The 17,642-nt window shown below is 72.1% G+C and carries 18 protein-coding genes; 7 read left to right on the top strand and 11 right to left on the bottom strand.

Going from position 1 to position 17,642, the window contains the following annotated elements; translation table 11 throughout:
• Window positions 1-113: 113 nt before the first annotated feature.
• Window positions 114-1,010, bottom strand: a complete 897-nt coding sequence (locus ACGF8A_RS23045) for a LysR family transcriptional regulator ArgP (protein ID WP_393111049.1) — start codon at window positions 1,008-1,010, stop codon at window positions 114-116.
• Between the two features lie 105 nt (window positions 1,011-1,115).
• Between ACGF8A_RS23045 and ACGF8A_RS23040 the strand changes: the two genes are divergently transcribed.
• Together ACGF8A_RS23040 and ACGF8A_RS23035 are read left to right on the top strand one after the other, a co-directional pair.
• The gene (locus ACGF8A_RS23040; protein ID WP_393111047.1) at window positions 1,116-1,730 is read left to right on the top strand and encodes a LysE/ArgO family amino acid transporter; all 615 of its coding nucleotides are present in this window, start codon (window positions 1,116-1,118) and stop codon (window positions 1,728-1,730) included.
• A 126-nt stretch (window positions 1,731-1,856) separates the two neighbouring features.
• Window positions 1,857-3,155: an MFS transporter gene (locus tag ACGF8A_RS23035; RefSeq protein ID WP_393111045.1), complete on the top strand. Its 1,299-nt coding sequence runs from the start codon at window positions 1,857-1,859 to the stop codon at window positions 3,153-3,155.
• A 16-nt stretch (window positions 3,156-3,171) separates the two neighbouring features.
• On the opposite strand, the gene ACGF8A_RS23030 is transcribed toward ACGF8A_RS23035, so the two are convergent.
• Together ACGF8A_RS23030 and ACGF8A_RS23025 are read right to left on the bottom strand one after the other, a co-directional pair.
• Entirely contained in the window at window positions 3,172-3,627 is a 456-nt protein-coding gene (locus tag ACGF8A_RS23030) for a cyclic nucleotide-binding domain-containing protein (protein ID WP_393111043.1), read from the bottom strand.
• Between the two features lie 464 nt (window positions 3,628-4,091).
• On the bottom strand, window positions 4,092-4,313 hold the full coding sequence (locus ACGF8A_RS23025) for a hypothetical protein (RefSeq protein WP_393111041.1): 222 nt from the start codon (window positions 4,311-4,313) through the stop codon (window positions 4,092-4,094).
• A 223-nt stretch (window positions 4,314-4,536) separates the two neighbouring features.
• Between ACGF8A_RS23025 and ACGF8A_RS23020 the strand changes: the two genes are divergently transcribed.
• On the top strand, window positions 4,537-4,911 hold the full coding sequence (locus ACGF8A_RS23020) for an ATP-binding protein (protein ID WP_393111271.1): 375 nt from the start codon (window positions 4,537-4,539) through the stop codon (window positions 4,909-4,911).
• Between the two features lie 184 nt (window positions 4,912-5,095).
• Window positions 5,096-5,953 (top strand): SigB/SigF/SigG family RNA polymerase sigma factor, encoded by an 858-nt coding sequence (locus tag ACGF8A_RS23015; protein WP_393111039.1) that lies wholly within the window; start codon window positions 5,096-5,098, stop codon window positions 5,951-5,953.
• A 185-nt stretch (window positions 5,954-6,138) separates the two neighbouring features.
• On the opposite strand, the gene ACGF8A_RS23010 is transcribed toward ACGF8A_RS23015, so the two are convergent.
• Both ACGF8A_RS23010 and ACGF8A_RS23005 read right to left on the bottom strand, forming a co-directional pair.
• Window positions 6,139-7,512 (bottom strand): NAD(P)/FAD-dependent oxidoreductase, encoded by a 1,374-nt coding sequence (locus tag ACGF8A_RS23010; RefSeq protein ID WP_393111037.1) that lies wholly within the window; start codon window positions 7,510-7,512, stop codon window positions 6,139-6,141.
• Window positions 7,513-7,739: 227 nt separating this feature from the next.
• The gene (locus ACGF8A_RS23005; protein WP_393111035.1) at window positions 7,740-8,126 is read right to left on the bottom strand and encodes an STAS domain-containing protein; all 387 of its coding nucleotides are present in this window, start codon (window positions 8,124-8,126) and stop codon (window positions 7,740-7,742) included.
• A gap of 225 nt (window positions 8,127-8,351) precedes the next feature.
• Between ACGF8A_RS23005 and ACGF8A_RS23000 the strand changes: the two genes are divergently transcribed.
• Both ACGF8A_RS23000 and ACGF8A_RS22995 read left to right on the top strand, forming a co-directional pair.
• Entirely contained in the window at window positions 8,352-8,723 is a 372-nt protein-coding gene (locus ACGF8A_RS23000; protein ID WP_393111033.1) for a PRC-barrel domain containing protein, read from the top strand.
• 52 nt (window positions 8,724-8,775) lie between these two features.
• Window positions 8,776-9,252, top strand: coding sequence for an ATP-binding protein (locus tag ACGF8A_RS22995; RefSeq protein WP_393111031.1), 477 nt, complete (start codon window positions 8,776-8,778; stop codon window positions 9,250-9,252).
• A 6-nt stretch (window positions 9,253-9,258) separates the two neighbouring features.
• Here the strand turns inward: ACGF8A_RS22995 and ACGF8A_RS22990 are convergent, their stop codons facing one another.
• A complete protein-coding gene (locus tag ACGF8A_RS22990; protein ID WP_393111029.1) occupies window positions 9,259-9,693 on the bottom strand; it encodes an ATP-binding protein in 435 nt (144 codons plus the stop codon).
• Window positions 9,694-10,086: 393 nt separating this feature from the next.
• A complete protein-coding gene (locus tag ACGF8A_RS22985; protein WP_393111027.1) occupies window positions 10,087-11,991 on the bottom strand; it encodes an AMP-dependent synthetase/ligase in 1,905 nt (634 codons plus the stop codon).
• A 155-nt stretch (window positions 11,992-12,146) separates the two neighbouring features.
• Here ACGF8A_RS22985 and ACGF8A_RS22980 point away from each other — a divergent pair, with 155 nt between their 5' ends.
• Complete coding sequence (locus ACGF8A_RS22980) at window positions 12,147-12,380, top strand: DUF6480 family protein (protein WP_393111025.1); 234 nt, start codon at window positions 12,147-12,149, stop codon at window positions 12,378-12,380.
• A 62-nt stretch (window positions 12,381-12,442) separates the two neighbouring features.
• Here ACGF8A_RS22980 and ACGF8A_RS22975 read toward each other — a convergent pair whose 3' ends face one another.
• The 4 genes from ACGF8A_RS22975 to ACGF8A_RS22960 all read right to left on the bottom strand — a co-directional run.
• A complete protein-coding gene (locus tag ACGF8A_RS22975) occupies window positions 12,443-13,531 on the bottom strand; it encodes a glutamate--cysteine ligase (protein WP_393111023.1) in 1,089 nt (362 codons plus the stop codon).
• Between the two features lie 106 nt (window positions 13,532-13,637).
• Window positions 13,638-15,875 carry a 1,4-alpha-glucan branching enzyme gene (gene glgB, locus ACGF8A_RS22970; protein ID WP_393111021.1) on the bottom strand — a complete coding sequence of 746 codons (2,238 nt, stop codon included), beginning with the start codon at window positions 15,873-15,875 and terminating at the stop codon, window positions 13,638-13,640.
• A 5-nt stretch (window positions 15,876-15,880) separates the two neighbouring features.
• Complete coding sequence (locus tag ACGF8A_RS22965; protein ID WP_393111019.1) at window positions 15,881-17,263, bottom strand: maltokinase; 1,383 nt, start codon at window positions 17,261-17,263, stop codon at window positions 15,881-15,883.
• A 28-nt stretch (window positions 17,264-17,291) separates the two neighbouring features.
• Window positions 17,292-17,642: alpha-glucosidase C-terminal domain-containing protein (locus tag ACGF8A_RS22960; protein ID WP_393111017.1), on the bottom strand; the 351-nt coding region annotated here is incomplete at its 5' end.

The raw sequence follows: 17,642 nt of genomic DNA, 5'->3' as shown, positions 1-17,642 counted from the left end.
CGCTCGGCGCACGGCCTCCGAAGGGGGCTTTCCGCCGGTGCCGGCAAGGCGCCGCACGGGGCGGGCGGGGTTCCGGTGCGCGGGGCGGCCGGCGCAGGCCGCCGGGGCCCCGGTCACTGCGTACGCAGCGCCTGCGCGGCCGTCGCCGTCACTGCCTGAGCCACCGCGGCCAGCGCGGGGGAGTCCAGCTTCCACTGCTGCCAGTACAGCGGCACGTCCACCGCCCGGCCGGGCGCCAGGTGGACCAGGCGGCCCGCGGCCAGCAGCGGTTCCGCCTGGACCTCCGGAACCAGGCCCCAGCCGAGGCCGGCCGCCACCGCCTCGACGAAGCCGTCCGAGGTGGGCACGAAGTGCCGTACCGTGCTCGCGCCGCCGCCGCGCCGGAGCCGGCGGACGAACGCGTCCTGGAGGTCGTCCCGGCGGTCGAAGACCACGACCGGCGCGTTGGGGAGCCGCTCGCGCAGCGGCCCGTCCAGATGCCGTGCGGCGAAGTCGGGGCGCGCCGCTGCGACGTACCGCATGACGCCGAGCGCACGCACCGAGCAGCCCGTCACGGGCAGGGAGGACGAGGTCACCGCGGCCATCACCAGGCCCTCGCGCAGCAGGGCCGCCGTGTGGTCCTGGTCCTCGCGGCGCAGCTCGAAGCAGAGCCGCAGCTCCTCGGGGACACGGCTGAGCGCCGGAAGGAACCAGGTCGCGAGCGAGTCGGAGTTCACCGCGACGGACACCCGGGTCGCCTCCGCGGTACCGCTCATGCCGAGTTCGGCGCGCGCGTCCCGCTCCAGCCGGCCCAGCTGCCGCGCGAGCCGGACCACGATCTCGCCGGACTCCGTGGGGCGTACCGGCTTCGTGCGCCTCAGCAGAACCCGGCCCGTGCGCCGCTCCAGCGCCTTCACGCGCTGACTGACGGCCGACGGTGTCACGTGCAACGCGGCGGCGGCCGCCTCGAAGGTGCCCTCGTCGACGACCGCCAGCAGGGTTTGCACCTGGTCGACCGGAAGCTCCGTCATCACCGCCCGCTTCCTCGCACACAGCCCGATCGTCATTAGCTGCGCTAAGGATACGTAAGAAACTTCAGCTGTACCGCCAGTGATCGTCGCCGTAGCGTCGAGGGCATGTCCCCAGCTCTGTCCGCCGCGGCCGCCGGATTCGGCACCGGCCTCTCGCTCATCGTCGCCATCGGCGCCCAGAACGCCTTCGTGCTGCGTCAGGGGGTCCGCCGCGAGGCCGTCCTCGCCGTGGTCGGCATCTGCGCGCTCTCCGACGCCGCCCTGATCGCCCTCGGGGTCGGCGGGGTCGGCGCGGTGGTGACGGCGTGGCCGGGCGCGCTGACGGCGGTGGGCTGGATCGGCGGCGCGTTCCTGATCTGCTACGGCGTCCTGGCCGCCCGCCGGGTCGTCAGACCCCAGGGGGCCCTGCGCACGGAGGGTGACACGGCCGGCTCGCGCCGGCGGGCGGTGCTCACCTGCCTGGCGATGACCTGGCTCAACCCGCACGTCTACCTCGACACCGTCTTCCTGCTGGGCTCGATCGCCGCCGATCAGGGGCCGCTGCGCTGGACGTTCGGGATCGGCGCCGCCTCCGCCAGCCTGTGCTGGTTCGCCGCGCTGGGCTTCGGGGCACGGCTGGTCGGTCGCCGGCTCGCGAAGCCGGCGGCCTGGCGGGTGCTGGACGGGCTGGTCGCGACGACCATGGTCGTCCTCGGGGTCACGCTCCTCGTCGGCAGCTGAGCCCGCCGCCAGAGGCCGCGGTCCCGAGAGGTTCGCGCTCGTCGTGGGGGCGGGACGAGAGCGCTCCCACCGGCCTGGGATAGTGATCCCCGGATTCGAAAGATGTAACGAGCAACCGGAAAGCGCGTGGACACCAGCGAGAGCAGCACGGAGCACCCCGCAGACGATCCCGCCCCCGCAGAGCCGCCCCGCCGCGGCTGGCGGCGCTGGGCGATGGACACCCGCCCCCTGCGACGCCCCGCCTATCGCAGGCTGTGGGCCTCGACCGTCGTCACGGCCGTCGGCAGCCAGCTGACCGCGGTCGCCGTGCCCAAGCAGATCTACGACATCACCGGCTCCTCCGCCTGGGTCGGCTACGCGAGCCTGGCAGGTCTGCTCCCGCTGGTGGTGTTCGCGCTGTGGGGCGGGGCGGTCGCCGACAGCATGGACCGCCGCAAGCTGCTCCTGCTCACCAACAGCGGCATCGCCGTCACCTCCGTGCTGTTCTGGGTCCAGGCCGCGACCGGCCTCGACTCCGTGGCCCTTCTGATGGTCCTGCTCGCCGCCCAGCAGGCCTTCTTCGGCCTGAACGCACCGGCCCGCAGCGCCTCCGTCGCCCGGCTCGTCCCCGAGCACGAACTGGCCGCCGCCAATGCCCTCGGCTCGACGGTCATGCAGACCGGCCTGGTCGCCGGGCCGCTGCTCGCCGGCGCCCTCATCCCCGTCATCGGCCTGCCCGAGCTGTACCTCCTGGACGCCCTCGCCCTGTGCGCCGCCGTCTGGGCGGTGCTGCGGCTGCCCTCGCTGCCGCCGCTCGCGGCCACGGCGGCGCGGCGTGCCGGGGTGCGGGAGATCGCGGCGGGCTTCCGCTACATCGCGCTGCACAAGGTGCTGCTGCTGTCCTTCCTCGCCGACATCGTCGCCATGGTGCTCGGCATGCCCCGAGCCCTGTTCCCGCAGCTCGCCGCCGAGACGTTCGCCCCCTACGGCGAGGGTCTCGCCCTCGGCCTGCTGTTCGCGGCGATCCCGATCGGCGCGGTGGCGGGCGGACTGTTCTCCGGAGCCTTCTCGCGGGCCCGGCGGCACGGCTGGATGGTGATCGGCGCGGTCGTCGCCTGGGGCCTGGCCGTCACCGGGTTCGGGCTGAGCACCAGCCTGTGGGTCGCGGTGGCCTTCCTGGTCGCCGCCGGCGTCGCCGACATGGTCTCGATGGTGTTCCGCGGTGCGATCCTGCTGTCCGCCGCGACGGACGAGATGCGCGGCCGGATGCAGGGGGTCTTCACGGTCGTGGTCGCGGGCGGCCCACGTCTCGCCGACGTCCTGCACGGCACCGCCGGTGCGGCCTTCGGCGCCCGCGCGGCCGTCGTGGGCGGCGGCCTGCTGGTGGTCGCCGTGATGCTGGCCCTGGCCGCCGCGATGCCGGACCTGCGGCGCTATCGCGTGTGAGGCGCGGGCCCCGGCTCTAGATGCCGCTCCGCCGGCGCATCGTGTACTGCTCCATCAGCTGGCCGCGGGTCGTCTCCAGCCGGTGCGCCAGGATCTCGGCGACGATGCGGACCAGGGACATGCCGAGCTGCGGATCCTGCTCGCACAGCTCCAGCACCGGCTGGGCCTCGAACTCGTAGGCGCGTACCGGGCTGAAGGCCTCCGCGCCGAAGTCCCACCGGTGCGGCGGGAACAGCCAGGACCAGCCCAGCAGGTCGCCGGCGCCGAGGCTGGCGACGGTCACCCGCTGCGTGGATGTCACCTGCTGGTCGAGGGAGACCGCGCCGGAGCGGATCACCCAGAATCGGTCGGCCGCGCCCCCCGCCTCGAAGATCCGGGAGTCCTCGGGGAATGACACCTCCCGTGCGAGCGTCATCAGGCGCTGTCGCTGTGGCGGGGGCAGGGCGGTCAGCAGTTTCGTCGCTTTGGTCATGGCGCAAAGCTCCTCGCCGGCGGAACGGACCCGGTGCGGTACCTATGCCCATTTCAGCGGCTGCGGGCCCACCGGGCACCTCGGCGCATGGAAAAGCCCTGGCTGGACGGGGGAAGCCAGCCAGGGCCGTAAAGGATGGTGACGGAGGAGGAGGTCGTCGACCCCGTCACCCCTTATGTATGAACGATAAACCATCTCGCGCCAGGTTACTCACCCCTAAGGGGGTCACGTGACTCGTTTCACGTCCTCGCCCCGCGCCCCGGGCCAGATCCCCCCGTGCTCGCGCAGCCGGCCGCGCAACCCCCGTGCGGCGTCGGGCGGGTACTCGCGGTTCGGGGCGGGTGAACGACGAACTGCCCCGAGCGGCGGGTACCCGGCGAGGGCCGCCGGCACAGGTGCTCGGGAGTGATCCACGGACATGGGCGCCGGGTTCCCGGCACCCGGGCGCCGATCCGGCAGCCCGGTCAGCCCACCTCGGCGTGCCGGCCGGGGGTCAGGATCTCGTCCAGCACCCTGAGCACCGCCTCGTAGGTCAGCCGCCGGACCGCAGCCTCGCGGGCTCCGGCCGGATCGGTCGGTTCCAGGGCCTCGCTGCGCTCGCGCCAGGCGCGTTCCTCCTGCTCCGCGCAGGCCCTGCCGCGCTGGATACGCCGCAACAGCTCGTCTGAGTCCACGACATCGGTCATGTATTCCACCTACCCCGGTGTCCGGCATCAATGGCCGGGAGGCGGGTTTGGTGTGCCCCAGGCAGGTGAGCCGACTCATGAGGGCAGCGCCGGACAGACCCGTTCTTTCGACTCAGTGGTTGCTCTACCAGTCGATCAGTCAGGGAGCTGAGAAGTGAGCGCGCAGGAGTGGACCGAGCCCGCAGGTGAACCGGCCGACCAGGCCCGGGCCTGCCGAAGTGGGATGCGCCGACCGGCCGATGTGCGCCGGGCGATACGGCACGCGGTGGCCTGCCGGTGCCGGGACACCGGTACCCCGTGCGACGAGGGAGGGCTCTCGGACGCCCTCCTCGTGGCATCGGAGCTGACGACCAACGCCATCCTGCACGGCGGTGGCGTCACCGGCGTCGACGTCGACGTCGTCGGCCACGAGGTGCGGGTCTCGGTGAGCGACCGCAGCGACCGGCTGCCGGTGGCCGTGGCGCCGGTGGACGAGCAGGGGCGACGCCGGGTCGGCGGGCGCGGCTGGCCGATCGTCTGCCGGCTGGCGTGCGAGGTCCGGGTGGCTGATCTGCCCACCGGCGGCAAGCGCATCACCGCGGCGGTACCCGTTTTCTGAGAGACCTTCGGATGCCCGGAGTTTGTTCCTCCGGCGCCAGGGCAGACGCATTTTCGTGCTTCGGACCGGAGGCGCGCCAGCGGGGAGCGGTACGCGCTCCGGGGCCTCCGGGTGATCGGGGCCGGCACCCTTCCCGCGGACAGTCCCTGAAGTCCCTGAAAAGACCGTTCAGGAGCGATTCCGCATGCTCATCGACATGTCGACAAGCCGTCCCGGCACGCCCGACTCCTCCACGGTGCCCGCCCAAGCCCGGCGGCGCCACGACGACGCTCCCGCGACCGCCGAACTCTTCGCCCGCCTGCACACGCTCCAGGACGGGCCCGAGAGGGACGCCCTGCGGGACGAACTCGTCACCGCCTGGCTGCCCATGGCCCACCGCATCGCCGGCCGGTTCCGTGACCGGGGCGAATCCCTGGAGGACCTCAAGCAGGTGGCGGCGCTGGGGTTGGTCAAGGCGATCGACCGGTACGACCCTTCCCGTGGAGCCTTCGAGAGTTACGCCGTGCCCACCATCACCGGAGAGGTCAAGCGGCACTTCCGGGACCGGATGTGGGCGCTGCGCGTGCCGCGGCGTGTGCAGGAACTGCGCAACAAGGTCCGGCTCGCCCGCCGGGAGCTGAATCAGAGTCCGGGCGCGCCGGAGCCCACCGTCGCGGAGATCGCCGCGCACACCGGGCTCACGGAGGAGGAGGTCGCCACCGGCGTGGAGGCGCTGGAGAGCTTCAGCACCCTCTCCCTGGACGCCGAGCTCACCTCCGACGACGAGGGCTACAGCCTCGCGGACACCCTGGGCGCGCCGGACGGCTCGTACGACGTGGTGGTCGACCGGGAGTCCGCCAAGCAGAGCCTGCGCAATCTGCCGGAACGTGAGCGGGCCATCCTCTACATGCGCTTCTTCGAGGACATGACGCAGAGCCGCATCGCCGACCGGCTCGGCATCTCGCAGATGCACGTCTCCCGCCTCATCAGCCGTAGCTGCGCACGGGTCCGCGACGAGGCCCTCGGCACCCGCCCGTCCCCGCCCGGCCCCACCGCCCCCTGACCCCGGCAGCCACCCGGCCCGGGCCCCGCAGCGACGCGGGGCCCGGGCCGGAAGGGTGGCGCGTCGCGGCCGGTGCCGGCAACCGTCCCGTACTCCTCACCACATCCGGCCGGCGGCCCGCTCCCAGGCGGCGGGCCCGTACCCGCATGCCCCTCGGCACGCGGGTACGGGCCCGCCGGGTCACCTCAGCTCTGTGCCGCGGGTCCCTCCACCTGCGCACGGACCTGCTCCGGAGACAGATACGAGTGCGTGTACTCGGAATCCGTCAGCCTGACCGGGCGGCGGGCCTGGAAGCCGGTGCGCACGAAGTCGTCACCGGCGGCCGCGTTGAGCAGCCAGTTGGTCATGACGCGGGTCTTGGCGACGTTGGTGCGCAGCGCCGACCAGTGGTAGCCGCGGGCGACCGCCTGGGCGGGCAGGCCGCGCAGCTCGATACCCAGGGGCTTGGAGACCGCGTCGCGCCCGCCGAGGTCGACGACCAGGCCGAGGTCCTTGTGCACGTACGGCTGCATCGGCTGGTTCCGCAGCGTCGCGATGACGTTGTCGGCGACCTTCTTGCCCTGCCGCATCGCGTGCTGGGCGGTCGGCGGGCAGACCGCCCCCTTCTCGTCCTTCGCCTCGTCGGGCACCGCCGCCGCGTCGCCCAGCGCGAACACCCCGTCGTGGCCCGGCAGGCTCATCTCCGCGGTGACCGCGAGCCGCCCCCGCACGGTCTCGGCGCCCAGCGTGGCGATGAGCGGACTGGCGACGACGCCCGCCGTCCAGATCAGCGTGCGCGTGGGCACCACCCGGCCGTCCGTGAAGGTCACCTCGTGCGGGCCCGCCTTCTCGATCGAGACACCGAGCGAGATCTCGATCCCGCGCCTGCGCAGCACCTCCTGGGCGCTGCGGCCGAGCTTCTCGCCCAGCTCGGGCATCAGCTTGGGAGCGATGTCGATCAGATGCCACCTGATCAGGCGCGGGTCCAGCCGGGGGTACCGCTTGACCGCGTTGCGCGTCAGACGCTGCAGACAGGCCGCCGTCTCGGTGCCGGCGTAGCCGCCGCCCACCACGACGAACTGAAGCCGTGCGGCGCGCTCGGCCGGATCGTGACTGGCGTCGGCGAGGTCCAGCTGCGAGATGACGTGGTCACGGAGGTAGGCGGCCTCCGCAAGCGTCTTCATCCCGAAGGCGTTGTCGACCAGCCCCGGGATGTCGAAGGTCCGCGTGACGCTGCCCGGTGCCAGCACGATGTAGTCGTAGGGCACGTTGACGATCTCGTCGGTGATCGTGCGGATCACGCAGACCTTGGACCTCAGGTCCACACCGATCGCTCCGCCCGGGATGATCCGGGTGCGATAGCGGCGGCTGCGGCGCAGGGACAGCGCGATCGACTGGGGCGTCAGCACGCCGGAGGCGACCTGGGGGAGCAGCGGCAGATAGAGCTGGTAGGCGAACGGCGTCACCAGGGTGACCGCGGCCTCGTCGGGGGAGAGCCGGCGCTCCAGGCGCCGTACACACTCCACTCCCGCGAAGCCCGCGCCCACCACCAGGATCCTGGGTCGTGTCACGATGTCCATCCCTTCCGCGGTTCCGGGCGGTCTGCCTCGACGCCATGCGCGTGCCCCTGGATCGCGGCTTCGCACCTGCACCTGCACCGATCCCACCGTGCCCGTGGCCGCTGCGCCAGTCGGGTGCGGCAGGCAGACGAACGGGCGGACCACGGCGGCCACGCCGGGCCCGCGATCCGCACGTGCCGGCCGGAAGGGAGGGCGGCCCCGCCGAACCGGCGCTCAGGCCCGCCGCCTCACCCCTCCGGCTCCGAGGACTCCTGCGCGTCGATCAGCGACAGCGCCTCGTCGGCGTTCTTGGACACCGGCACCGTGATGCTCACGCCGGTGAGGTCCAGGACCCGCTGCACGGGAGGCGTGGGCGAGAGGATGTGGACGCTGCCGCCGCTGCGGCGGGTCTCCTGATAGATGCGCAGGATGATGTTCATGCCGGACGAGTCCATGAACGGCACCTCGGACACATCGAGGACGAAATGACGCCGGCCGTGATGCAACTGGTTCGCCAGGTGATGCTGGAACTCGGTCGCGGTGTCGACGTCCAGATAGCCTTCGACCCGCACCAGGGCGACGTCCTCCCGCGGCAGCGTGACCTCGACGGACAGCGGGTTGTGGGCAATTGTCACGAGTACCTCCAACAAGGCTGACGGCCAGGGCTGGTCTCCCAGCTCGGCGCACTCGGTGCACGCCCCTGAGTCGATCAACTACGTCGATCATCACGTCGGTCGACGCGAGGCGCGCGTACCCCCGCGGCGGCTTCTCATGCAGTCCGCCACCCGCCGAATGCCGACAGGGACCGGGGGTAGTTGGGAGCTGTGGAGCACATGCGCGAAGGAGGAGGAATCATCGGCGTGACCATCGACAGAATCTGGTCGTACGCACCGGGCACCGGCCAGGTCGCGGAGCGGGACCTGACGGGGTTCACCGTCGACGCCACGGACGGCACGCTCGGACACGTGGACCGGCTGGCGGACCCGCACGGCATGCGGCATCTGGTGGTCGACACGGGCGTCTGGGTGTTCGGCAGGAGTGTCCTGGTTCCGGTGGGCCTGATCACGGGCATCGACACCGAGCACCGCCAGATCTCGCTGGCCTGCACCCGCGCGGAGGTCAAGGAGGCCCCGCGCTTCCGCACCGACAGCGAAACGCTCGACCCGCGTTATCTGGCGACGGTGGGTGACTACTACGGCAACCTGCCGCCGCGCGAGCCGACCACCACCTGACCTCAACCGACAGTCCCCGCAGTGGGCGCAGAGCCGAGGAAGACGACATCGCATGGACAAGACCGACGTCGCAGCCCCTGTCCGCGCCGGACACCTTGCGCCCGGCCGCACACGTCGGGCGGGCCCGGTGCGCACCGCGGCCGAGGCGCGGGCGCATGCCCTGTCGGTGGTCCTCGACGAGTGGAACTCGGCGTCCCGCACGGCGCACGAGCGGGACGTCATCGATCTGCAACTGGTCGTCTCGGAGCTGGTCAGCAACGCCATTCGGCACGGTGGCGGGCTGGCCGGCTTCGAGGCGGTGCCGACGCCGGACGGCGTGCGCCTGGCCGTCCATGACCACAGCGAGGCCGTCCCCGCCGCGGCCTTCGGCTCCGGCGACCTGCCGGGCGGCCACCACGGCAGCGGGTACGGCTGGCCGCTGATCATCCGGCTGGCCCGGGACATCGCCGTCGAGCCCCGTCCAGGGGGCGGCAAGACCGTCCGCGTGCTGGTACCCCTGCGGGCCGTACCGGACCAGGCGTCCGGCTGACCCGCCTCACCAGGGCAGGAAGACGTGGACGTCCTTGCCCCGATCGTCGCTGACGACGCTCACCTGGTCGCACAGCGTCTGGATCAGATGCCAGCCGATGCCGCCACCGCCGGTGTCCGGATGGAACGGGCGGGGCGCCGGTGCCGTGCTGCTGGTGTCGTGCAGGGTGACATGCACCCCGTCGAAGGTCCGCCTGATCCGCAGCTCGAAAGGGCCGGGTGCGTACTGGACCGCGTTCGCGGCCAGCTCCGTGACGACCAGCAGGATGTCGTGCCAGGACTCCGGGGTCGCCGGCGGTGCGGTGCGGGCCAGGGCCCGGAGGAAGTCCTCCGCGGCCAGACGCGCACCGGTCACGTCCTGCGGCTCACCCGGGAAGCCGGCAGTCCGGTTCGGGATTCCTTGGCCTGCCAGTGTTCCGTCCCAACGCGGCTCGGTTGCCATGTCGCCTTTCCAGCCTCTCGTCCGCAAGGCTGCGCTTCGCTCTCTTGGGTCGCACTCTGCGGGTTCCCGTACCCATGGGGCCTACGCGTCTCACCTCGCCGGAAGTGCCCGGATCGCCGAAGCGGGCGCTTGCCTGCGCTACCGCCGGATCCCCTCCGGGAGCCAGAAGCGATCCCGGAGACGCAAAGGGAATGTTCGCGTCCCGGAAAGTCCCCGCGAAGAACCGGAAAAGTCCCCGCGAAGAACCGGAAAATTCCCCGCGAAGAATACGTCACCGCACACGCCCGGCGGCGGTGCGAAGAACTCAACCATGGTGACCGCGGGAGGAATTGACGGGCACTCGGGAAGCACGCGAGACGCGGATCCAGCTGGTACGTCGGCGGCTGACCAGGCCTACCGGAACACGTTGTCGGAGTCGTCCCAGCCGCCCGGTTCGTCCGGCGTGGCGAGCCGGGGCGGGCGCGAGCGTGCCTGGTACATGGCGTCGATCTCCCCGGCGTAGTGCCGCACGATCGCGTCCCGCCGCAGTTTCATCGACGGCGTCAGCAGCCCGTTCGTCACGTCGAACGGTTCCGGCAGCACCCGGAACACCCTGATCGACTCGGGGCGCGACACCGCGCTGTTGGCCGCCGCCACCGCCCGCCCGACCTCCTCGCGCAGCGCGTTCTCCTCGCGCGCCTCCCGGGCCGGTGCGTCGCCCTGCAGCGCCAGCCCCGCCCGCCAGTGCGCGAGGAAGTCGGGGTCCAGGGTGATCAGCGCACCCACGCACGGCCGGTCGTCGCCCACGACGACCGCCTGGTGGATCAGCGGATGCATCCGGAGCCGCTGTTCCAGCGCGGCCGGGGCGACACTCTTGCCGCTGCTGGTGACGATGACGTCCTTCTTGCGTCCGGTGATCGTCAGATAGCCCTCGGAGTCCAGGCGCCCCAGATCGCCGGTGGCCAGCCAGCCGCCCCACAGCGCGGCCCGTGTCGCCCCCTCGTCGTTGAGGTAGCCCTGGAACACCGAGGGGCCGCGCACCAGGATCTCCCCGTCCTCGGCGAGGCGGATCTCCATGCCCGGCAGGGGCTGCCCCACCGTCCCGGACTTCTCCCGCCCCAGCGGCTGCATGGTCACCCCGCCGCTGGTCTCGGTGAGGCCGTAGCCGTCGTGCACGTAGATGCCGATGCCCTCGTAGAACAGGGACAGTTCGCGGTGGAGCGACGAGCCGCCCGAGGTCCCCCGGCAGATCCGTCCGCCCAGCGCGGCCCGCAGCCGGCGGTACACCGTCCGCTCGTACAGCGCGTGTTGCATCCGCAGCTCGAAGCCGGGCCCCGGCCCCCGGCCGAGCCGCTGCCGCTCGGTGGCCGCCGCGAAGGCCCGCGCCGTCTCCGCGGCGCGCTCGAACACGGCACCACGGCCCGCCCGTTGTGCCGCGCGCAGGAAGTTCTTGTAGATCTTCTCCAGGAGCGAAGGGACGGCGTACAAGTAGGTCGGGCGGAAGGACTGCAGCGCCGCCGCGAGCGACTCCGCGCCGGGGTCCGGCTCGTGTGCCATCAGCAGCCCGCCGCGGATGCACAGCCCCTGGATCATCAGGCCGTAGACATGCGAGAAGGGCAGAAAGACGAGGATCCGGCCCTGCTCGCCGGGCGGCGCCGCCGTGTGGGCCCAGCCGGCCAGCAACGTGTCGCACGGGGCTGCGAGGCCCCGGTGACTCAGCGCGCACCCCAGGGGCCGTCCCGACGTGCCGGAGGTGTAGGCGATCACGGCGGTGGAGTCGGGCAGCACGATGCGGCGCAGCGAGTCGACCGTGAGCGCCGGCAGGAATGCGCCGCGCGCCGCCAGCTGCTCCAGCGCGCCGGCGTCCAGCTGCCAGACGTGCCGTAGTTCGGGCAGCCGCGCGCACACCGGGCCGATGGTCATCACGCCCTGCTCGTCCTCGACGACCACGGCCACGCAGCCCGCGTCCCGCAGGATCCACTCGACCTGGTCGCGCGACGACGTCGGATAGATCGGCACGACCTCCGCGCCCACCGCCCACAAGGCGTGGCAGAGGACGGTCCACTCGTACCGGGTGCGGGCCATGATCGCCACGCGGTGGCCCGGCGAGATGCCGGAGGCGACCAGCCCTCTGGCCAGGTCGACGACCTCGTCGCGCAGTTCGATCGCCGTGACCTCCTCCCAGCTGGTGGAGGAGGGGCCGGTGCGGCGCGCGATCAACGGCAGGGTCGGATTCGCCTCCGCCGTGTCGAAGATGCTGTCGGCGAGACCGCCCGTCAGGGGCGGGACGGCGGGGGGAGCGAGGGCGAAGTCGCGCATGCGCTGCTCCTGACGTGTACGGGCTGTGACCTCGCCGACGAGAACCGTTATCGACGGTGGTCGAATCTAGCCCAGGTCAGACCGTTTCGTGCCGGGAACCGGGAACTGGACCGTCCGTCTTGATGATCTCGGCGGGTTCGGGGGACTCGGAGGGCATGAGTCACACCAATCCCGATCCCGAACCCGACCGCTCGACAGGGCTGGAACCGGGCGGAGGCGTACCCCCCGGGGAGACGCCGCCCGCGGAGAGCAGCATGCCGGGAGCCCTGCCCCGGGACACGCACAACCCGACCAAGGGCTGGGCAAAGGCCCCGCTGACGCTGATCCTGGTCATGGTGGTGCTGGTCGCCGCCTTCTTCCTGGTGTACAGCCTGGTGCTGATGCTCTGACGGCCCCGGGGGTCTCCCCTGACGCCACCCTCACCAGCCCGCGTGACTCCAGGCGCGGGGCGTCACCTCTGGGTCTGCCGCGCGCACTCCAGGACGACGTCCCGCAGGCTCCTTCTGCGCTCCAGCAGCTCCCGCTGGACCCGGGCCCCGTTGCCTCGCCGCAGCAGATCCGCGCAGGACTCCTTGGCGCGGTCCAGGTCACCGCTGTCCGCGAGCGCGTCGCCGACGTGCTCCAAAAGGGCGCGCACGACCGTCTCGGCGGGCGCGGGCCGCATCGCCGCAGGGTGCAGCAGTTCCCCCGTGAGGCCCGAACGGGCGGCCCGCCAGGCGGCGAGGCGCAGCACGCTCACGCTGTGCTCGTCCGGGCCCCGGCCGGCCTGCCACTCGCGCGCGGCCGTCTCGACGAGCCCGCGGGCGAGCGTCGCGACCAGCACGGCGGTGTCCGCGTGCAGACAGACGTCCGCCACCCGGATCTCGACCGTGGGGTAGTTCCGGGACAGCCGGGCGTCGAAGTAGAGCATGCCCTCGTCCAGGAGGGTCTCGGTGGCCATCATGTCCGCGACCCGCCGGCGATAGTTCGCGGCCGAGCCGAACAGCTCGGCCGGTCCGGCCGACGGCCAGCGCTGCCACACCCGGCTGCGGTAACTGCTGTAACTGGTGTCCTTGCCCTGCCAGAAGGGCGAGTTGGCGCTCAGTGCCGCGAGCACCGAGAGCCACGGCCGCACCCGGTCGACGACCGCGACGCCCTCCTCGTCGGACTCCACGGCCACATGGACATGACAGCCCAGGACGAGTTGCTCCTGCGTGGCGATCCCGTACTGCTCCGCCATCCACTGGTAGCGGTGGTGCGCGCCGACCGCGGGCTTGACCGGCAGCGGCGACGTGGCCAGCGCCGCCACCGAGCAGCCGATCTCCCCGGCGTTGCGCGCCGCCTCCCGGCGGCAGCGGACGATCTCCGCACTCAGCTCCGACATCCGCGTCTGCGGATGCGTGTTGAACTCCAGCATCTGCTCGTGGAGTTCCTTCTCGAAGACGAAGCCCTCGGCATGGTCGTGCGCGGCGCGCGCCAGCACCGCGGCCGACCGTGCACGCGGCTCCCCACTCTCCGGGTCCACCAGGAGGAGTTCCTCCTCCACACCGACGGTGCGCACCTCACGCGGCCTTTCGACGACCTTCCAGGACGGCGGAGACCCGCCGTACGTCTCCGAATGCCCCCGGAAGGCCACTCGGACACCTGAAAGCCGCGAGCGGCCGCCGTCAGGCCGGACGCAGCCAGACCGTGGCCAGCGGCGGCAGGGTCAGCCGGATACTCGCGGGACGGCCGTGCGACTGTTGCGCCTCCGCCTTGACGGGGTCGGGGTGGGTGACGTCGCTGCCGCCGTACCGCGACGCGTCGGTGTTGAGGATCTCCCGCCAGGCGGGGATGTCGCCCGGGACCCCGAGCCGGTAGTCGTGCCGGACGGCGGGGGAGAAGTGGGAGACCGCCAGCAGCGGCACACCCTCGTCGTCGTAGCGCATGAAGGCGAAGACGTTGTCGTCGGCCGCGTCGCACTCCACCCACTGGAAGCCGCCGGGGTCCGTGTCGCGCTGCCAGAGCGCCGGTGTGGCCAGGTAGCGGGCGTTGAGATCGCGGACCAGGTCCTGGACCCCCCGGTGATCACCCGCCGCACAGTGGCCGGGGTCGAGCAGCCACCACTCGGGGCCGTGCTCCTGGGACCACTCGCCACCCTGGGCGAACTCCTGCCCCATGAACAGCAGCTGCTTGCCGGGGTGGGCCCACATGAAGCCCAGGTAGGCGCGGTGGTTGGCGCGGCGCTGCCACCAGTCGCCGGGCATCTTGCTCACCAGGGCCTGCTTGCCGTGGACGACCTCGTCGTGCGAGATGGGCAGCACGTAGTTCTCGCTGTACGCGTAGATCATCGAGAACGTCATCTCGTGGTGGTGGTACTTGCGGTGGACCGGCTCCTTGCTCATGTACTGAAGCGAGTCGTGCATCCAGCCCATGTTCCACTTCAGCCCGAACCCCAGGCCGCCGCTGTCGGTCGGCCGGGTCACCCCGCCCCACGCGGTGGACTCCTCGGCGATCGTCACCACGCCGGGCGCACGCCGGTAGACGGTCGCGTTCATCTCCTGCAGGAACCGCACGGCGTCCAGGTCCTCACGCCCGCCGAAGGCGTTCGGCGTCCACCGGCCGGAGTCCCGCGAGTAGTCGAGGTACAGCATCGAGGCGACGGCGTCGACGCGCAGGCCGTCGATGTGGAACTCCTCGCACCAGTACACCGCGTTGGCGACGAGGAAGTTGCGCACCTCGGTCCGCCCGAAGTCGAACTCGTACGTCCCCCAGTCCGGGTGCTCGGCCCGCTGCGCGTTCCCGGGTTCGTACAGCGCGTCCCCGTCGAAACGGGCCAGCGCCCAGTCGTCCTTCGGGAAGTGGGCCGGCACCCAGTCCATGATCACGCCGATACCGGCCCGGTGGCAGGCGTCGACGAAGTACCGGAAGTCGTCCGGGGTGCCGAGCCGGGAGGTGGGCGCGTAGAAGCCGGTGACCTGGTAGCCCCAGGAGCCGCCGAAGGGGTGCTCGGCCACGGGCATCAGCTCGACGTGCGTGAAGCCCAGGTCCTTGACGTAGGCGGGCAGCTCCTCCGCCAGCTGACGGTACGTCAGTCCGGGGCGCCAGGAGGCGAGGTGGACCTCGTAGACCGACAAGGGGGCCTGGTGCACCGGGGTGTCCCCGCGGTGCGCCATCCAGTCCCGGTCGCCCCACTCGTAGTGCGAGGCGGTCACGATCGACGCCGTGTCCGGCGGCACCTCGGTGCGGCGCGCCATCGGGTCTGCCTTGAGGAACCGGTGGCCGTACTGCGAGGTGATCTCGAACTTGTACGCGGTGCCCTCGCCGACGCCCGGCAGGAACAGCTCCCACACCCCGCTGGCGCCGAGCGAGCGCATGGGGAACGCCGTCCCGTCCCAGTGGCAGAAGTCTGCCGCGACCCGCACCCCGCGCGCGTTCGGCGCCCACACCGTGAAGCGGGTGCCGGTCACGCCCTGATGAGTCATCGGCTCGGCGCCGAGCGCCTGCCACAGCTGCTCGTGCCGCCCCTCCCTGATCAGATGCAGGTCGAGCTCGCCGAGGGCGGGCAGGAAACGGTACGGGTCATGGACCTCGTGCTCGTCCTCCCCGTACGCCACCAGCAAGGTGTACTCGGGGACCGTCTGCCAGGGCAGAACGGCCGAGAACAGGCCGTCGCCCTCCGAGGTGAGCGCGACGCGCTCCCCGCCGGCCAGCACGCTCACCGCGCGCGCGAACGGCCGCAGCGCCCGCACGGCGATGCCGTCGGGCACGGGATGCGCGCCGAGCAGGGCGTGCGGGTCGTGATGGGCACCGGCCAGCAGGCGCCCCCGCTCGGCCGGATCCAGCTCAGGAGCGCACCCGCCCGGCGTCCGGACGGACGGGAGCGGGCCGGAGGCTCCCGGGGGTGAGATGTCGCGCAGCGCCACGGCTTTCAGTCTCCTCTCACGGCGAGTCGTTCGATCGCCGCCATGGGTACGGGGAGCCAGTCCGGGCGGTGCCTGGCCTCGTACAGCACCTCGTACACCGCTCGGTCCGTCTCGTAAGCACGCAGCAGGCCGTGCTTCTTACGGGGATCCCAGCCGGCTCGGGCCGCATAGCCCGCACAGTAGGCCTCCCGGCAGCGGCGCGCCCACTGAGGACGCCAGGGCCGGCGCTGCCGGGCCGCGTAGTCGAAGGAGCGCAGCATGCCCGCGATGTCCCGGACCGGGGACTGCGCACCGCGCCGTTCGGCGAGCGGACGGGACGGCTCGCCCTCGAAGTCGATCACGAACCACTCGCGGCCCGCCCGCAGCACCTGCCCCAGATGCAGATCGCCGTGGATACGCTGAGCGGGTGGCCCGGCGTCGCACGTCAGCAGCGCGCTGAACGCCGACCGCAGCCCGGGGGCGAACGACCGGAGCGCCGGAACGCTGTGCGCGGCGGCGTCGAGGCGTTCCGTCATCGCCGCCGCGGTACGTCCGTTCTCGGACCGCCCGCCGGCGGCGAAGGCCGCGGCCAGCGCCAGATGCACCTCTGCCGTGGCCCGCCCCAGCTCATGGGCCTCGGCCGTGAAGTCGCTGCCGGTGGCGAGCGCGTGCAGCGCGAGGGTCCAGCCGTCGGAGGCGTCGCGCAGGAAGGGCTGCAGGACCCCGAGGGTGGCCTCCTGCGGCTGGGCCGTGCAGAACCAGGCCACCGGCGCCGGCACCCGCTCGCAGCCCTGCCCGGCCAGCGCGCCCGGCACCTCCAGGTCGGGGTTGACGCCCGGCTGGATCCGCCGGAAGACCTTCAGGATGAACTCGTCGCCGTACACCAGAGAGGAGTTGGACTGCTCGGCTTCCAGCACACGGGGCACCAGACCGGCCGGGACCGGCTTGGCCGGGTCGGCCTCGAAACGCAGCGGGCCCGCGGTGCCCGGATGCCGCAGACGCTCCAGCAGCAGTTGCGCCGAACGGAGGTCCTGGAGGGCGTCGTAGACCGTCATCCCGGCCAGCGGGCCTTCCTGCGCCTGACCGATCAGGGCCCGGCCCAGGCGCGGCGACGGATGCTGCCGGACGCCCAGGAACAGCTGGTAGCAGTCCCCGGGCGGGGTGGTGCCGCCGGGGGAGGGCACCCCGGCGAGACCGCTGTGGCCTCCCGCGTGACCGGCGTGCACGAGCAGGTGCAGACAGCCCGGGAAGAGTTCCGTCAGCGACAGCAGGCGCAGGTCCGTGACGGGCCGGTCCTTGCCGGCGAACCAGCGCTGCCGCGGCAGCCACTCGCGCAGCAGCCCGTCGAGGGAGGACATGGGCGCGGCGAGGCCACTGTCGCTCGGCAGGAGGGATGCGGTCTTCGTCATGGTGCCGCCTCCTTTCGTCGGCGCACGCTCACAGTCGTCGGCCGATACGAGATGCGACTCGGACGAGCCGGAACCAGTAGAAGCCGTGGCCCCCGAGGGTCAGCAGGTAGGGCAGTTCTCCGATGGCCGGGAATCGCACCCCGCCGAACAGCTCGACCGGATGCCGGCCCGCGAACTCGCGCAGGTCCAGCTCGGTCGGCTGGGCGAACCGGGCGAAGTTGCTGACGCAGAGCACCAGGTCGTCCTCGTACTCACGCAGGAAGGCGAGCACCGCGGGATTCGACGACTGCAGTTCGGTGTACGAGCCGAGCCCGAAGGCGGGGTTCTGCTTGCGGATCTCGATCATCCGGCGGGTCCAGTGCAGCAGCGACGAGGGCGA

Source organism: Streptomyces sp. NPDC047706 (assembly GCF_043204795.1).
Classification (GTDB): domain Bacteria; phylum Actinomycetota; class Actinomycetes; order Streptomycetales; family Streptomycetaceae; genus Streptomyces.
The sequence above is the reverse complement of the archived record's forward strand: the minus strand, read 5'-3'. Positions and strand labels throughout refer to the sequence as shown.